The organism is Pantoea wallisii, assembly GCF_002095485.1.
Classification (GTDB): domain Bacteria; phylum Pseudomonadota; class Gammaproteobacteria; order Enterobacterales; family Enterobacteriaceae; genus Pantoea; species Pantoea wallisii.
Window position 1 is genome coordinate 107,070 of the sequence record NZ_MLFS01000001.1, and the last position, 14,128, is coordinate 121,197.

Genomic DNA, 14,128 nt, shown 5'->3' on the forward strand with positions numbered 1-14,128 from the left:
ACATCTTAAAAACACAGAGGAAATTTTATGTCTGGCGAATCACGCCCGGCCAGTGGAAAACTGGACGCCTGGTTCCGCATTTCAGCACGCGGTAGCAGCGTGCGTCAGGAAGTGCTGGCGGGCCTCACCACCTTTTTAGCGATGGTCTACTCCGTCATCGTGGTGCCTGGCATGCTGGGCAAAGCGGGCTTCTCACCGACGGCAGTGTTTGTGGCTACCTGCCTGGTCGCCAGCTTTGGTTCGATCATCATGGGCCTGTGGGCCAACCTGCCGATGGCGATTGGCTGCGCCATTTCACTGACTGCGTTCACCGCCTTCAGCCTGGTGCTGGGCCAGCACATCAGCGTGCCGGTCGCGCTGGGCGCTGTCTTCCTGATGGGCCTGCTGTTCACGCTGATCTCCGTGACCGGCATTCGCGCATGGATTTTGCGCAATCTGCCGATGGGCGTGGCGCACGGCACCGGCGTCGGCATTGGCCTGTTCCTGCTGCTGATCGCTGCGGATGGTATCGGCCTGGTGGTGAAAAACCCGGCGGCGGGTCTGCCGGTGGCGTTGGGTCACTTTACCTCGTTCCCGGTCATCATGGCGCTGATCGGTCTGGCAGCCATTTTTGGCCTGGAGAAGCGCCGCGTGCCGGGCGGCATCCTGCTGACGATTATTGCAATCTCGGTTATCGGGCTGATTTTTGACCCGGCGGTGAAGTATCAGGGACTGTTCGCCATGCCGAGCCTGAAAGATGCGAACGGACAGTCGGCGATGTTCAGCCTGGATATCATGGGCGCGCTGCAGCCGATGGTGCTTCCCAGCGTGCTGGCGCTGGTGATGACCGCGGTGTTTGATGCCACCGGTACGATTCGCGCCGTGGCCGGGCAGGCGAACCTGCTGGATAAACAGGGGCAGATCATCAACGGCGGACGCGCGCTGACCACGGACTCCATTAGCAGCCTGTTTGCCGGTTTAGTCGGCGCATCCCCGGCGGCGGTCTATATTGAGTCGGCGGCCGGTACGGCAGCGGGCGGTAAAACCGGCCTGACGGCGATTGTGGTTGGCCTGCTGTTCCTGCTGATACTGTTTATGTCGCCGCTGGCCTGGCTGGTACCGGCCTACGCGACCGCGCCCGCCCTGATGTATGTCGGCCTGCTGATGCTGAGCAACGTAGCAAAAATCGACTTTAACGATTTTGTCGATGCGATGTCCGGCCTGCTGACAGCGGTATTTATTGTGCTCACCTGCAACATCGTGACCGGCATCATGCTGGGCTTTGCCACGCTGGTGATTGGCCGCCTGTTTGCGGGTGAATGGCGTAAGCTGAACGTCGGTACGGTGGTGATTGCTGTGGCGCTGGTGGCATTCTACGCGGGCGGCTGGGCCATCTGACCGCAATCCGGGTGACGTTCCGGATTATTCTCTTTATCGCGCACGCCGCACATCGGGTTGCCCCGTTGCGCGGCGTTTTGTTTTACACTTTCCAGCGCAACACATCGCTCTAATGATTACGATTCGCCTAAGGAAAGCATGGAAATCTTCTTTACTATTCTCATTATGACGCTGGTGGTATCACTCTCCGGCGTTGCCGCGCGCATTTTGCCGTTTCAGATCCCGCTGCCGCTGGTGCAGATCGCTGCAGGTGCGCTCCTCGCCTGGCCCACGTTTGGCCTGCATGTGGATTTCGATCCTGAACTGTTCCTCGTGCTATTTATTCCGCCGCTGCTGTTTGCTGACGGCTGGAAAACGCCGATCAACGAGTTTCTCAGCCACGGGCGGGAGATCCTCGGACTGGCGCTGGTACTGGTACTGATTACCGTGGTCGGGATTGGCTACCTGATTTACTGGCTGGTGCCGGGTATTCCGCTGATTCCGGCGTTTGCGCTGGCGGCGGTACTCTCACCGACCGATGCGGTCGCGCTCTCGGGCATTGTCGGTGAAGGGCGTATCCCGAAAAAGATCATGTCGATTGTGCAGGGTGAGGCGCTGATGAACGACGCCTCCGGCCTGGTGTCGCTGAAGTTTGCCGTGGCGGTTGCGATGGGGACGATGGTGTTTACCTGGGGCGGTGCCAGCGTGGAGTTCCTCAAAGTGGCTATCGGCGGTCTGGTGGCCGGTGTCGCGGTATGCTGGCTGTATGGCCGTTCGCTGCGTCTGATGAGCCGCTGGAGTGGTGACGACCCGGCAACCCAGACGGTACTGCTGCTGCTGCTGCCCTTCGCCTCTTATCTGATTGCCGAACATCTGGGCGTGTCGGGCATTCTGGCGGCGGTCGCGGCCGGTATGACGATCACCCGCTCTGGCATTATCCGCCAGGCACCGCTGGCAATGCGTCTGCGTGCGAACAGCGTGTGGCAGATGCTGGAGTTTGTCTTTAACGGCATGGTGTTCCTGATGCTCGGCCTGCAGCTGCCGGATATCCTCTCCACCTCCATTGCCCAGGCGGATGCCGATCCGAACGTGGAGCTGTGGATGCTGTTTGCTGATGTGGCGCTGGTATATGTTGCGCTGATGGTGGTGCGTTTCGGCTGGTTGTGGATCATGCAGCGTTTCAGCAAACGCATGCTGAAGAAAAAGCCGCTGGAGTTCAGCAACTACTCGCTGCGTGAGCTGCTGATCGCCTCTTTTGCCGGCGTCCGCGGTGCGATTACGCTGGCCGGTGTACTGTCGATTCCGCTGTTCCTGAGTAACGGCGACCCGTTCCCGGCACGCTATGAACTGGTGTTTATCGCCACCGGCGTGATTCTGTTCTCGCTGTTTGTGGGGGTGATTTTGCTGCCGATTCTGCTGCGCGGTATGGATAGCCATGATAAAAGCGGTCACCGCCGGGAGATCCAGAGTGCCCGTGCCGCCATGGCTGGCGTGGCGATCGAGAGTCTGCATAAGATGGAGGCGCGCCTCGAAAAAGACAGCGAAGAGAATATCGATCCTGAGCTGCTGAAAGAGGTAAGCCTGCGCGTCATAGGTAATCTGCGCCGCCGCATGGTGGGCAAGGAGGAGGTCGAGCAGGCGCTGCAGGCAGAGAACCTCGAACGCCGCTTCCGCCTGACCGCACTGCGCGCCGAGCGGGCCGAGGTTTATCATCTGCGCGCCACGCAGGCGATCTCCAATGAGACGATGCAGAAGTTGCTGCGCGATCTTGACCTGCTGGAAGCGTTACTGATTGAGAAAGAGGAGTAACCTCAACCTCGCAACGGCGGCCCTGACGGGTCGCCGCACCGCAAGCCAGGTTGAGGCCCCTCTGATTTTACACTGATAAGGTCGGCGCACTGTCTGGCCAAAACTCCCGGCAGCAGGCGATCCACGCCTCGGCACTACGCGATAAATAACTGCCTTCACGCCAGATCAATCCCAGACTCCACTGCAACTCCGACTCCAGCGGTAGCCACAGCAGCGATTGCTTATCCAGCCGCTGACAAATCGGCTCCGGCAGAATCGCCACGCCCATATCGGCCTGCACCATGGCGGCCAGAAAATCCCACTGCGCGCTGCGCACGGCAATATCCGGCGTTAAGCCCTGGCGCTGAAACGCTTTCATCAGCTGACGATTAAGTGAGAACTCTTCATGAAGAATCAGCAGCGGATGCTGCGCCAGCTCCGTTAATGTCAGGCTGCTGCGATTGAGCCACTGCGGCTGGCGCGGCAGTAAAACGCACAGCGGGTGATGCATAAGCGGCAGCGTATTCAGCGCCAGATCGGGATCGAGCGGCAGGGCGGTGATGGCGATATCCAGCCCGCCATTCAGCACGGCCTGCTGCACCGTCAGCCCGCCGAACTCAGAAATTTTAAGCTGCACGCCAGGGTAACGGCGGCGGAAAGCGGAGATCGAACCGGCAATCTGCATCCCCACCATGGGTGGAATACCCAGCCGCAGCTCGCCGGTTTTGAGTTGATTGATATCGTCAATCTGCGTCTCCAGCTGATGAAACTCCTGCAGAATCGCCAGACCGCGCTGATAGACCGCCTGGCCGCTGTCGGTAAGGTGCAGCTTACGTCCGTCGCGCAGCAGTAGCGTGCAGCCCAGCTCCTCTTCCAGCTGGCGCAGCATTTTGCTGATGGTGGGCTGCGTGACGAAGAGCTTCTCTGCAGCACGGGTAAAACTCTGCTGACGTACCACTTCAGTAAAATAGCGCAGCGCGCGAACGTCCATAATCATTCCTTTTTGGCATGCTTTGAATAATTTTAATTCATTTCTTTCACAGTTTGTGGCGGATTTATACTGAGGCCCTGATTTAACCGGGGAGAAATAGAATGACGCTCGCGGTCGCGCCACGTGCCGTTCACATGTTGCAACGGGCCTTTGTGCCTCTGCAGCTGGTGCTGTATATCGGACTGTTTATCGCCAGTGACCAACTGGTGAGCTGGCTGCACTTGCCGCTACCCGCCAATGTAGTGGGTATGGTGCTGCTGCTGATGCTGATCGCCACGCGGATTGTGCCGCTGCGCTGGGTGAAAGCCGGTGCCAGCTGGCTGCTGGCCGAGATGTTGCTGTTCTTTATTCCAGCTGTGGTCGCGGTAGTCAACTACAGCGACCTCCTGCGCAGCGAAGGGTGGCGCATCTGCCTGGTGATTGCCGTGAGTACGTTACTGGTGCTGGCGACCACCTCGCTGGTGGTGGATCGCCTGTACCGTTTCGAACTGGCGCGCGCTGCGCGCAAGCAGGCGCAACATGACTGACTTCATCATTAGCCTGCTCTGTCTGGCGCTGACGCTGCTGGTCTATTACCTCAATAAACGTCTGTATCGCCGCTGGCGTACGCTGCTGTTGATGCCGCTGGTGATGACACCGCTGGTGCTGGTGGCGCTGCTCCTGCTGACCCACGTAAGCTGGCAGGATTACATTGCTGAAAGCCACTGGCTGATCTGGCTGCTGGGGCCGGCGACGCTGGCCTTTGCTGTTCCGGTCTATGAGAACATGGATATCATCAGGCGCCACTGGCTATCGCTGAGCGCCGGGGTGCTGACAGCCACCTGCGTGGCGGTGTGCAGCTCGGTGTGGCTGGCGCGCCTGCTGACGCTACCGGAGACCATTCAGCGCAGCCTGGCGGTGCGCTCCATCACCACGCCGTTTGCGCTGGCGGCCGCACAGCCGATCGGCGGCCAGCCGGACCTGGTGGCGCTCTTCGTGGTGATCACGGGCGTATTTGGTATGGCCGTGGGCGATGTACTGTTCCTGCGCATCGCCATTAAACAAGGGGTGGCAAAGGGTGCCGGGTTTGGCGCCGCCTCGCACGGTGCCGGTACGGCGCGCGCGTATCAGCTGGGTCAGCAGGAGGGGGTGGTCTCCAGCCTGGTGATGATGCTCTCCGGTGTGGTCACGGTGATCCTGGCGCCGCTGCTGAGCCATCTGCTCTGGACCGCATGATTTTGAGTCAGAGCTTGTATCCGGGTATTAGCGCTTCTCTTACTGTTTGCCCGCGCAAACAACAAGGAAGCAAAAATGAACAAACAGACATTAGCATGGGGCCTGCTGCTGGCCGCCACCGGGGTCCAGGGCGCTGAGGTGGGCGTAAAAGGCGGAAGCCACTACGCTGCCGCCGCGATCAACAGTGAACAACGCGCGGCTGGCGTGCAGTATGGCGTGGAGTATTCGCGCGGTAATAGTGCCCGCTATCTGGCCGAGGCCACGCTCGGCTACGGTTTCAGGCTCGGTGCGCTGCATATCGCGCCGCGTCTTGGCCTATTCCGGACGGACCTCAGCCCCAGCGAGGGCACGGGCGAAGGCATCAATGGCGGGATTCGCCTGATGGCACCAGTGCCGCTGGCCCGCAGCACCTGGCTGTATATCGACTACAGCCTGTCGCCGGATGCCACCAGCCACCATCTGCACTCGCTGCATCAGCTGGAAACCGGCGTCTCACTCCAGCCCGCGCGCTGGCTGACGCTGCGCAGCGGCTACCGCTATATCGCCAGTGACGGCAACTACGGCTGGCAGGATCGTGCTCTGGCCGATGGCCTGTTTTTCGGTGCGGCCTGGCGCTTCTGATAAACCCGTAACGGCCTTCACTGGCCGTTTTTTCTCCGCTGTAACCCATTTTTACGTAAAGCTTTCCAAATAAAGTTGTGTCCTGCCGCCGTGCTGTTTACCCTTTGCGCCCAATTGTTGGTCCTTCATGGAGTGGATTGTTATGTTTAAGCAACTTGTTACTGGAAGCGTATTGGGTCTGGCACTGCTGAGCAGCGGCGCACAGGCGATTGAGGGCAGTGTTGACGTGGGTGAGCACAGCACCAACCTGAACCTTGGCCTCGGCACCACCTCTCCGGGCCTGTTCCTGAAAGGCAACTGGCTGCGCAGCGATCATGACGGCAGCACCTATGGTCTGGGTCTGGGCTACAACATTGATGTCGGTGATTTCCGCGTGGCGCCAACCGCAAAAGCGCTGTTCACCCATCCGGAAGATGGTCGTGACGGTTTCACTATGGCGGTAGGTGCGGGTGCACAGTACAGCTTCAACAGCATGTGGGGCCTGTATGGCGAGTACTACTACGCGCCGGAAGCGTTCTCTGATCGTCTGGATAGCTATCAGGAAGCCTCCGGTGGCCTGAGCTTCACGCCGATTTCACTGCTGAACCTGCGCGTGGGTTATCAGTACATCGAACTGAACAACAAAGGCAGCCGTAAAGACAACGTGCTGGTGGATGGCCCGTACGTGGGTGCATCACTGCGTTTCTGATGCATTAAACCGGTGCGCCTGAAGGCGCACCGGTGTTCTCCTGCTTAATGCGCTTTCCCCTGCGAAATCCCCACACCCGTTTGTGAACGAATAAACTGCCCGCGGAATTTAGCTCTCTCCTCTGCACCCTGTGCGGAGTGGTCGGTAATGGAGAACATCCAGGTTCCGATAAACGCCGCCGCCATCGAGAACAGGGCCGGATACTCATACGGATAGATCGGTTTCGCGTGCCCCAGTACCTGCACCCAAATGGTCGGTCCGAGAATCATCAGCACCACCGCCGTTATCAGCCCCAGCCAGCCGCCAATCATGGCACCGCGCGTGGTCAGCTTCGACCAGTACATTGAGAGCAGAATAATAGGGAAGTTACAGCTGGCCGCGATCGAGAAGGCCAGGCCGACCATAAAGGCGATGTTCTGTTTCTCGAAAGCGATGCCCAGCACAATCGCTACTACCCCCAGAATGAGTACGGTGATCTTCGACACGCGCAGTTCATCCCGCTCGGTAGCCTGACCTTTGCGGATCACGCTGGCATACAGGTCATGAGAGACGGCAGAAGCGCCCGCCAGCGTCAGCCCGGCGACCACCGCCAGAATAGTGGCGAAAGCGACCGCAGAGATAAAGCCCAGGAACAGGCTGCCGCCAACTGCGTTCGCCAGATGTACGGCCGCCATATTGGTACCGCCAATCAGCGCGCCGGTTGCATCTTTAAAGGCCGGATTTGCCCCCACCAGCAGAATGGCGCCAAAGCCGATAATAAAGGTCAGGAAGTAGAAGTAACCCATAAAACCGGTGGCCCAGAACACGCTTTTACGAGCCTCACGCGCATCGGCAACGGTGAAGAAGCGCATCAGGATATGCGGTAAGCCGGCCGTACCAAACATCAGACCAAGGCCGAGCGACAGCGCCGAGATTGGATCTTTCACCAGTCCGCCCGGCTGCATAATGGCCGCGCCTTTCGGGTGAACCGCCATTGCTTCGGTAAACAGGGTATTGAAGCTAAAGCCGGTGGCTTTCATCACCATGATGGCCATAAAACTGGCACCGAACAGCAGCAGCACCGCTTTGATGATCTGCACCCAGGTGGTGGCGAGCATGCCGCCGAACAGCACATAGAGCACCATCAAAATGCCGACCAGCACGACGGCAATATGGTAGTCGAGCCCGAACAGTAACTGAATCAGCTTACCTGCGCCCACCATCTGCGCAATAAGATACAGCGCCACTACCACCAGCGAACCGCAGGCCGAGAGTGTACGAATCGGTGTCTGCTTCAGGCGATAGGAGGCGACGTCCGCAAAGGTATAACGGCCCAGGTTACGCAAGCGTTCGGCGATTAAAAACAGAATCATCGGCCAGCCCACCAGGAAGCCGAGCGAGTAGATCAGGCCATCGTAGCCGGAGGTGTAAACCAGCGCCGAGATACCGAGAAAGGAGGCGGCCGACATAAAGTCACCGGCCATCGCCAGGCCATTCTGGAAACCGGTAATATTACCGCCTGCGGTATAGTAATCGCTGCGGGATCGGGTGCGTTTGGACGCCCAGTAAGTGATACCGAGCGTCGCCGCAACAAACACCACAAACATGATAATGGCTTCATAGTTGGTGGCCTGCTTTTGCACCGCCCCGGTAATGGCGTCGGCAGCAAATACGCTGGCAGGAACAATCGCCAGTAAGGCGAAGATCAGGCGCTTCATGATTTCACCTCGCGCACGATTTGTTTCGTCAGGCGATCAAACTCGCCATTCGCGCGCCACACATAAACACCGGTCAGCACAAACGACACCACAATCAGCCCGACGCCAATCGGAATGCCGCGCGTAACGTTAGTGCCTTCGTGCAGCGGCGTACCGAGCCAGGCAGGCGCAAAGGCGATCAGTAAAATAAAGCCGACGTAGAGCACCAGCATTATCATGCTCAGCAGCAGCGCGAACGCCTGGCGCTTGTGCACCAGCTCCTGAAAACGCGGGTTACTTTCGATCTGTTGCCAGACTGCTTCCTGTTGGTTTAGGGCTTCGTTCATCACAGTTTCTCCAGAGGCAAGGCAGACAGGAATCTCACGGTAAAGTGATTTAACTGGCTGAATATTCTAGTTATATAGGTTGTGCGATGTTGAAAAGCGTACGGCGTAAGGGAGAGATAACGGAGAGTAGCCTGCCGTGGACAGGCTGAAACTCTCCATCGGGCTGCTGCCGGTTACGGCATGGTAATGGACTGTTTCTCCTCCAGCAATTTCTCTACTACGCCAGGATCGGCCAGCGTTGAGGTATCGCCAAAGTTACTGGTATCGCCCGCAGCAATCTTGCGCAGAATACGGCGCATGATCTTACCGGAGCGAGTTTTCGGCAGCGAATCGGTCCAGTGCAGCACGTCCGGCGTGGCAATGGGGCCGATCTCTTTACGTACCCAGTTGCGCACTTCGGTGTACAGCTCCGGCGACGGATCTTCACCGTGGTTCAGCGTGATATAAGCATAGATGGCCTGGCCTTTAATGCTGTGCGGAATCCCGACCACGGCGGCCTCGGCAATTTTGGGATGCGAGACCAGCGCCGATTCAATCTCTGCCGTGCCCAGGCGGTGCCCGGATACGTTGAGCACATCATCAACGCGGCCGGTGATCCAGTAGTACCCATCCTCATCACGGCGTGCGCCATCGCCGCTGAAGTAGCGGTTTTTAAAGGTGGAGAAGTAGGTCTGTTCAAAACGTTCGTGATCGCCAAACAGCGTCCGCGCCTGTCCGGGCCAGGAGTCGGTAATCACCAGATTGCCTTCGGTCGCGCCGTCCAGCGTATTGCCTTCATTATCCACCAGCGCAGGCTGGACGCCAAAGAAGGGCTTCGTGGCTGAGCCCGCTTTCAGTTCTGTGGCACCCGGCAGCGGCGTGATCATGAAGCCGCCGGTTTCGGTCTGCCACCAGGTATCGACAATCGGGCAGCGGCTGTCGCCAATCTTTTTGTAGTACCACTCCCAGGCTTCCGGGTTAATCGGTTCGCCCACTGAGCCCATAATACGCAGGCTGCTGCGATCCGTACCGGCAATCGCTTTATCGCCTTCCGCCATCAGTGCGCGGATCGCGGTGGGCGCCGTGTAGAGCAGGGTAACTTTATGTTTATCCACTACTTCTGCCATACGGCTTGGCTGCGGCCAGTTGGGTACGCCTTCAAACATCAGCGTGGTAGCGCCGCACGCCAGCGGGCCATAAAGCAGATAGCTGTGACCCGTGATCCAGCCGACGTCAGCCGTACACCAGTAGACATCATCCGGATGGTAATCAAAGACATATTTAAAGGTGCTTGCGGCGTATACCAGGTAACCGCCGGTGGTGTGCAGCACGCCTTTCGGCTTGCCCGTTGAGCCGGAGGTATAGAGGATAAACAGTGGATGCTCGGCTTCAACGGCCACCGGCTCGTGCTGCTCCTGGGCAGTCGCCATCAGATCGTGCCACCAGAGATCGCGGCCTTCATGCCAGCCGCCCTCTTTACCGGTGCGTTTGAACACCACCACGTTTTTCACGCTGGTGACGTTCGGGTTGTTAAGCGCGTCATCGACGTTTTTTTTCAGGGGAATCGCCCGGCCGGCGCGCACGCCTTCATCCGCCGTGATCACCAGTTTCGCGTTTGAATCGACCACGCGGCCAGCCACCGCTTCCGGTGAGAAACCGCCAAAAATCACGGAGTGCACAGCACCGATACGGGCGCAGGCCAGCATCGCCACGGCGGCTTCCGGCACCATCGGCATATAGATAGCGACGACATCGCCCTTTTTAACGCCCAGCCTGGTCAGCACGTTGGCAAAACGGCACACATCGGCGTGCAGTTCGCGGAAGGTAATGGTTTTACTTTCGCTGGCGTCATCACCTTCCCAGATGATGGCAGGGTGGTCACCCCGGCTCTGCAGATGGCGATCAAGGCAGTTGGCAGCAAGGTTTAGCGTGCCATCTTCATACCAGCGGATAGCGATATTGCCGGGCGCAAACGAGGTATTTTTTACTGTGCTGTAGGGCGTGATCCAGTCGAGGATTTTCCCCTGTTCGCCCCAAAAAGATTCGGGATCGTCAACCGACTGTTGATACAGCGCCGCATATTGTTCGGCATTAATCAGAGCGTTCGCGGCAATAGCAGCGGGTACAGGATGCTTGTGAATGTGGCTCATGGCTGACCTCCTTGAAGATGTTAATCATATGTCAATCAAAGGTTAATTGAAGAGTGCGATCGGGCTTTGTTTTCGTTTTGCAGTCTGGATCACGACCTTACGGGTGCGTAAAAAGCGTTCGTTTTCATGCGCTCCAGGGAGGACATAAAAGGGGTAAAAGCAGTGATAAGATCAATATAATCATGATCTGCGCTGCTTAAATAAACAGCAAACGCGCCGGAGGATTTTTGCGCAATATTGAATAGCTATGCGAAAAATTATCGAATTAACACTTTTCATAACAGCGAGTTATGGCCGCAACGTGTGAACAGCATTTTATGCTGCCAACCTGTGCAGGATTTAAGCTATCGCCCCAGGGGTTGCATTTACCGTAGTGAAAATGGTACTTATCTCGCCCCTGTTCAGCAGGTAACAACTCAGGCTGCATCATCACGCGGGCAGATCATGTCAGCACAGTGATACCGATACAGTCTTATATAACCCTCTATTTTACCGGGCTTTTGCTCACTTCCCTGTGTGTCATTTCTTCTGCACCTTCGCAGCAGAGCAAAGGGGTTTTTGACTTAGGAAATAAAGCGTTATGAAAGGTTTTAAACTCACTCTTGCCTGGCAGATTTTGATTGCCCTGATTCTTGGCGTTATTGTCGGAACCGTGCTGCATAATCAGCCAGACGATCGTGAATGGTTAATCACTAACATCCTTACCCCGGCAGGCGACATCTTCATTCATCTGATTAAGATGATTGTGGTGCCGATTGTTATCTCCTCCCTGATTGTTGGTATTGCAGGCGTAGGCGATGCAAAAAAGCTCGGACGTATTGGCGTTAAAACCATTGTCTATTTTGAAGTGATCACCACCCTTGCCATTGTGGTCGGCATTACGCTGGCTAACGTATTCCAACCCGGCAGCGGCATTGATATGTCAACGCTGGCAACGGTGGACATCTCTAAATATGAAGCCACGACAGAAGCGGTGCAGGGCGCACCTCACGGTCTGGTGACAACCATTTTGTCGTTGATCCCGCAGAATATCTTCGCCTCGCTGGTGAAGGGCGACATGCTGCCGATTATCTTCTTCTCGGTGCTGTTTGGTATGGGACTGTCGGCACTGCCGTCAGAGCATCGCGATCCGCTGGTAACGGTATTCCGTTCGATTTCCGAAACCATGTTTAAAGTGACGCACATGATCATGCGTTATGCGCCGGTTGGCGTGTTCGCGCTGATCGCGGTCACCATCGCTAACTTCGGTTTTGCCTCGCTCTATCCGCTGGCGAAGCTGGTGCTGCTGGTGTATGTCGCGATCCTGTTCTTTGCGTTTGTGGTGCTGGGTGCAGTGGCGCGTTTCTGTAAACTGCGGATCACCACGCTGATGCGCATTCTGAAAGATGAGCTGATTCTGGCTTATTCGACCTCCAGCTCAGAGACGGTGCTGCCGCGCATCATGCAGAAGATGGAGGCCTACGGTGCGCCAAAAGCCATTACCAGCTTCGTGGTGCCTACCGGGTACTCTTTCAACCTGGACGGCTCCACGCTGTACCAGAGCATTGCGGCGATCTTCATTGCGCAGCTGTACGGTATTGATCTGTCGCTGACCGATGAAATCATTCTGGTGCTGACGCTGATGGTGACGTCAAAAGGGATTGCGGGCGTACCGGGCGTGTCGTTTGTCGTGTTGCTGGCAACGCTGGGCAGCGTAGGTATTCCGCTGGAAGGGCTGGCCTTTATCGCCGGTGTTGACCGTATCATGGATATGGCGCGTACCGCCCTGAACGTGATTGGTAACGCCCTGGCGGTGCTGGTGATTGCGCGCTGGGAGAACCAGTTTGATACCAAACAAGCTGAAGCCTACGAGCTGAAGCTGCGTACGCAAAGCGCCAGCTAACGTCCTGCCTCATACGGCATCGATGCCTGTGGCGGCCGCCCCCAGGGGCGGCCAGCGCTGAACGCCGGTATCACGCTTTCTGGCGGCCCCGCGGCCTGAAGGCCTCGGGGCGCCACTCCGGTTATCCCCTCAGCCACTCTTCTTATGCCTGGCTGGATTTAAACCTCTCAGCCCTCCGTTAAACGTGGTCTCTTCCTGAACGTATTAATCCCTGCCGCTTTCACTTTTGCCCAGGCAGCAGACAGGTCTTATGGATCCTATCGGGCAAAGCCTGCATAAATTTATACCCACTCTAACCACCAGCCCGGAAGTTAGTATGAGATTCCCCGTTTATCTGCACAAAACAGAAAAGGGTACCTGGTCAGGTTTTGTACCGGCCGTACAGGGGTGTTTTTTTGCAGGCGATACCATTGATGAAGCGTTAAGCGATGCATTTTGCGCGATAGACACACATGTTGAATCGTTAGCCGATGCAGGCAAGGTCATTCCTGACGCAACGAATGTTAAATCGCATATTGATGATGAGGAGTGTCGGGGGGGCTACCGGGCTTTCATCGACATTGATCTCAGTCGTTATGAAGGTCGCGCAATAAAGTTGAATATCACCTTTCTGCAAAACTTGCTGACCAAAATCGATAGTGATTTTTAACAACTATCCTAATGCTATGAAAAAACGTTATAAAGTGTCACTGGCCCTGTTAACGTTGCTGACAGCGAGTCTCATTTACGTTGGGCCATACGTGAAAATGAATTTTGCTGAGAGTGCCAGATACACGGAAAAGGATAAAAGGGAGTATGAATTTTACACTCCCGAACTACTTAAACATATGCCGCGTGTAGTTAAAGATTACGAATTTGGTTTCTTTAACGTTGCAGGGCCTGGCCTGCTCATATACGAATTGAAGTTCAGAGGTGCCACTGATACAAGCCAGATTGATGAATACCTGGCAAAGCACGGCTATAAAAAATCCAGTATCTGCGATATTCAGGGGGAGTGCTGGAAAGGCCCTGACCCGAAGATATCCGTATCAGTTGGTGTTATCAGGGATCTGAAGATGCTTATCATTTCTGTTGTGGTTGAGCCATCATATAACCACGAAACAATGGAAAACAGGGGAGTAAATCCTGAATCCAATTGAACACTATAACTGACTCTTGTTATCAAAAAGGAGTTTCTGAAAATGCGTTATTTCATCTCAGAGAGCGGGCTATTTTGAAGGTTAAATGTATCTCTGGCTATGATAACCCACTGGCTTATCCACCCCATTCTGCAATGCCAACCTGATTTTCATTTCCGAGTCAGTTTTAACAATGCGCCCGCCTTAATCTGCTTCAGAGTAAGGACAATCTGTTAGACGATGATTCGTCGACGTTTTACAGACATAAGCTCAGTTCGGAAGAGTAAAATCATGCCTGAAGCCTGTTTCTGCATGGA

The 14,128-nt window shown here is 56.3% G+C and carries 13 protein-coding genes; 9 read left to right on the top strand and 4 right to left on the bottom strand.

Annotated features, from left to right (window positions below; all coding sequences use genetic code 11):
* Window positions 1-27 precede the first annotated feature (27 nt).
* Both HA48_RS00480 and HA48_RS00485 read left to right on the top strand, forming a co-directional pair.
* Window positions 28-1,377 carry an NCS2 family permease gene (locus tag HA48_RS00480; RefSeq protein WP_128599289.1) on the top strand — a complete coding sequence of 450 codons (1,350 nt, stop codon included), beginning with the start codon at window positions 28-30 and terminating at the stop codon, window positions 1,375-1,377.
* A gap of 138 nt (window positions 1,378-1,515) precedes the next feature.
* Complete coding sequence (locus tag HA48_RS00485; RefSeq protein ID WP_128599290.1) at window positions 1,516-3,165, top strand: Na+/H+ antiporter; 1,650 nt, start codon at window positions 1,516-1,518, stop codon at window positions 3,163-3,165.
* A 67-nt stretch (window positions 3,166-3,232) separates the two neighbouring features.
* Here the strand turns inward: HA48_RS00485 and HA48_RS00490 are convergent, their stop codons facing one another.
* On the bottom strand, window positions 3,233-4,135 hold the full coding sequence (locus HA48_RS00490; RefSeq protein WP_128599291.1) for a LysR family transcriptional regulator: 903 nt from the start codon (window positions 4,133-4,135) through the stop codon (window positions 3,233-3,235).
* A gap of 101 nt (window positions 4,136-4,236) precedes the next feature.
* On the opposite strand from HA48_RS00490, the gene HA48_RS00495 reads away from it, so the two are divergent.
* From HA48_RS00495 to HA48_RS00510, 4 genes are all read left to right on the top strand, one after another.
* Complete coding sequence (locus HA48_RS00495; RefSeq protein WP_128599292.1) at window positions 4,237-4,662, top strand: CidA/LrgA family protein; 426 nt, start codon at window positions 4,237-4,239, stop codon at window positions 4,660-4,662.
* Window positions 4,655-5,350 (top strand): LrgB family protein, encoded by a 696-nt coding sequence (locus HA48_RS00500; protein ID WP_128599293.1) that lies wholly within the window; start codon window positions 4,655-4,657, stop codon window positions 5,348-5,350. The genes HA48_RS00495 and HA48_RS00500 overlap by 8 nt, the downstream gene beginning before the upstream one ends.
* 75 nt (window positions 5,351-5,425) lie before the next feature.
* Window positions 5,426-5,971 carry a YfaZ family outer membrane protein gene (locus HA48_RS00505; RefSeq protein WP_167377130.1) on the top strand — a complete coding sequence of 182 codons (546 nt, stop codon included), beginning with the start codon at window positions 5,426-5,428 and terminating at the stop codon, window positions 5,969-5,971.
* A gap of 142 nt (window positions 5,972-6,113) precedes the next feature.
* Window positions 6,114-6,659: a YfaZ family outer membrane protein gene (locus tag HA48_RS00510; protein ID WP_128599295.1), complete on the top strand. Its 546-nt coding sequence runs from the start codon at window positions 6,114-6,116 to the stop codon at window positions 6,657-6,659.
* Between the two features lie 44 nt (window positions 6,660-6,703).
* Here the strand turns inward: HA48_RS00510 and HA48_RS00515 are convergent, their stop codons facing one another.
* The 3 genes from HA48_RS00515 to acs all read right to left on the bottom strand — a co-directional run bounded on the left by HA48_RS00515 (window position 6,704) and on the right by acs (window position 10,811).
* Window positions 6,704-8,356: a cation acetate symporter gene (locus HA48_RS00515; protein ID WP_128599296.1), complete on the bottom strand. Its 1,653-nt coding sequence runs from the start codon at window positions 8,354-8,356 to the stop codon at window positions 6,704-6,706.
* On the bottom strand, window positions 8,353-8,682 hold the full coding sequence (locus HA48_RS00520; RefSeq protein ID WP_128599297.1) for a DUF485 domain-containing protein: 330 nt from the start codon (window positions 8,680-8,682) through the stop codon (window positions 8,353-8,355). The genes HA48_RS00515 and HA48_RS00520 overlap by 4 nt, the downstream gene beginning before the upstream one ends.
* A 173-nt stretch (window positions 8,683-8,855) precedes the next feature.
* Entirely contained in the window at window positions 8,856-10,811 is a 1,956-nt protein-coding gene (acs, locus tag HA48_RS00525; protein WP_128599298.1) for an acetate--CoA ligase, read from the bottom strand.
* Window positions 10,812-11,391: 580 nt separating this feature from the next.
* Between acs and gltP the strand changes: the two genes are divergently transcribed.
* The 3 genes from gltP to HA48_RS00540 all read left to right on the top strand — a co-directional run bounded on the left by gltP (window position 11,392) and on the right by HA48_RS00540 (window position 13,832).
* A complete protein-coding gene (gltP, locus tag HA48_RS00530; protein WP_128599299.1) occupies window positions 11,392-12,693 on the top strand; it encodes a glutamate/aspartate:proton symporter GltP in 1,302 nt (433 codons plus the stop codon).
* 250 nt (window positions 12,694-12,943) lie between these two features.
* A complete protein-coding gene (locus tag HA48_RS00535; protein ID WP_244182774.1) occupies window positions 12,944-13,342 on the top strand; it encodes a type II toxin-antitoxin system HicB family antitoxin in 399 nt (132 codons plus the stop codon).
* 91 nt (window positions 13,343-13,433) lie between these two features.
* Window positions 13,434-13,832, top strand: coding sequence for a hypothetical protein (locus tag HA48_RS00540; protein WP_208613089.1), 399 nt, complete (start codon window positions 13,434-13,436; stop codon window positions 13,830-13,832).
* Window positions 13,833-14,128 lie beyond the last annotated feature (296 nt).

Bases quoted from the DNA above. Each gene is read 5' to 3' on its own strand.
- HA48_RS00480 (WP_128599289.1), top strand. From the start codon at position 28: ATGTCTGGCGAATCACGCCCGGCCAGTGGAAAACTGGACGCCTGGTTC.
- HA48_RS00485 (WP_128599290.1), top strand. From the start codon at position 1,516: ATGGAAATCTTCTTTACTATTCTCATTATGACGCTGGTGGTATCACTC.
- HA48_RS00490 (WP_128599291.1), bottom strand. From the start codon at position 4,135: ATGGACGTTCGCGCGCTGCGCTATTTTACTGAAGTGGTACGTCAGCAG.
- HA48_RS00495 (WP_128599292.1), top strand. From the start codon at position 4,237: ATGACGCTCGCGGTCGCGCCACGTGCCGTTCACATGTTGCAACGGGCC.
- HA48_RS00500 (WP_128599293.1), top strand. From the start codon at position 4,655: ATGACTGACTTCATCATTAGCCTGCTCTGTCTGGCGCTGACGCTGCTG.
- HA48_RS00505 (WP_167377130.1), top strand. From the start codon at position 5,426: ATGAACAAACAGACATTAGCATGGGGCCTGCTGCTGGCCGCCACCGGG.
- HA48_RS00510 (WP_128599295.1), top strand. From the start codon at position 6,114: ATGTTTAAGCAACTTGTTACTGGAAGCGTATTGGGTCTGGCACTGCTG.
- HA48_RS00515 (WP_128599296.1), bottom strand. From the start codon at position 8,356: ATGAAGCGCCTGATCTTCGCCTTACTGGCGATTGTTCCTGCCAGCGTA.
- HA48_RS00520 (WP_128599297.1), bottom strand. From the start codon at position 8,682: ATGAACGAAGCCCTAAACCAACAGGAAGCAGTCTGGCAACAGATCGAA.
- acs (WP_128599298.1), bottom strand. From the start codon at position 10,811: ATGAGCCACATTCACAAGCATCCTGTACCCGCTGCTATTGCCGCGAAC.
- gltP (WP_128599299.1), top strand. From the start codon at position 11,392: ATGAAAGGTTTTAAACTCACTCTTGCCTGGCAGATTTTGATTGCCCTG.
- HA48_RS00535 (WP_244182774.1), top strand. From the start codon at position 12,944: ATGGATCCTATCGGGCAAAGCCTGCATAAATTTATACCCACTCTAACC.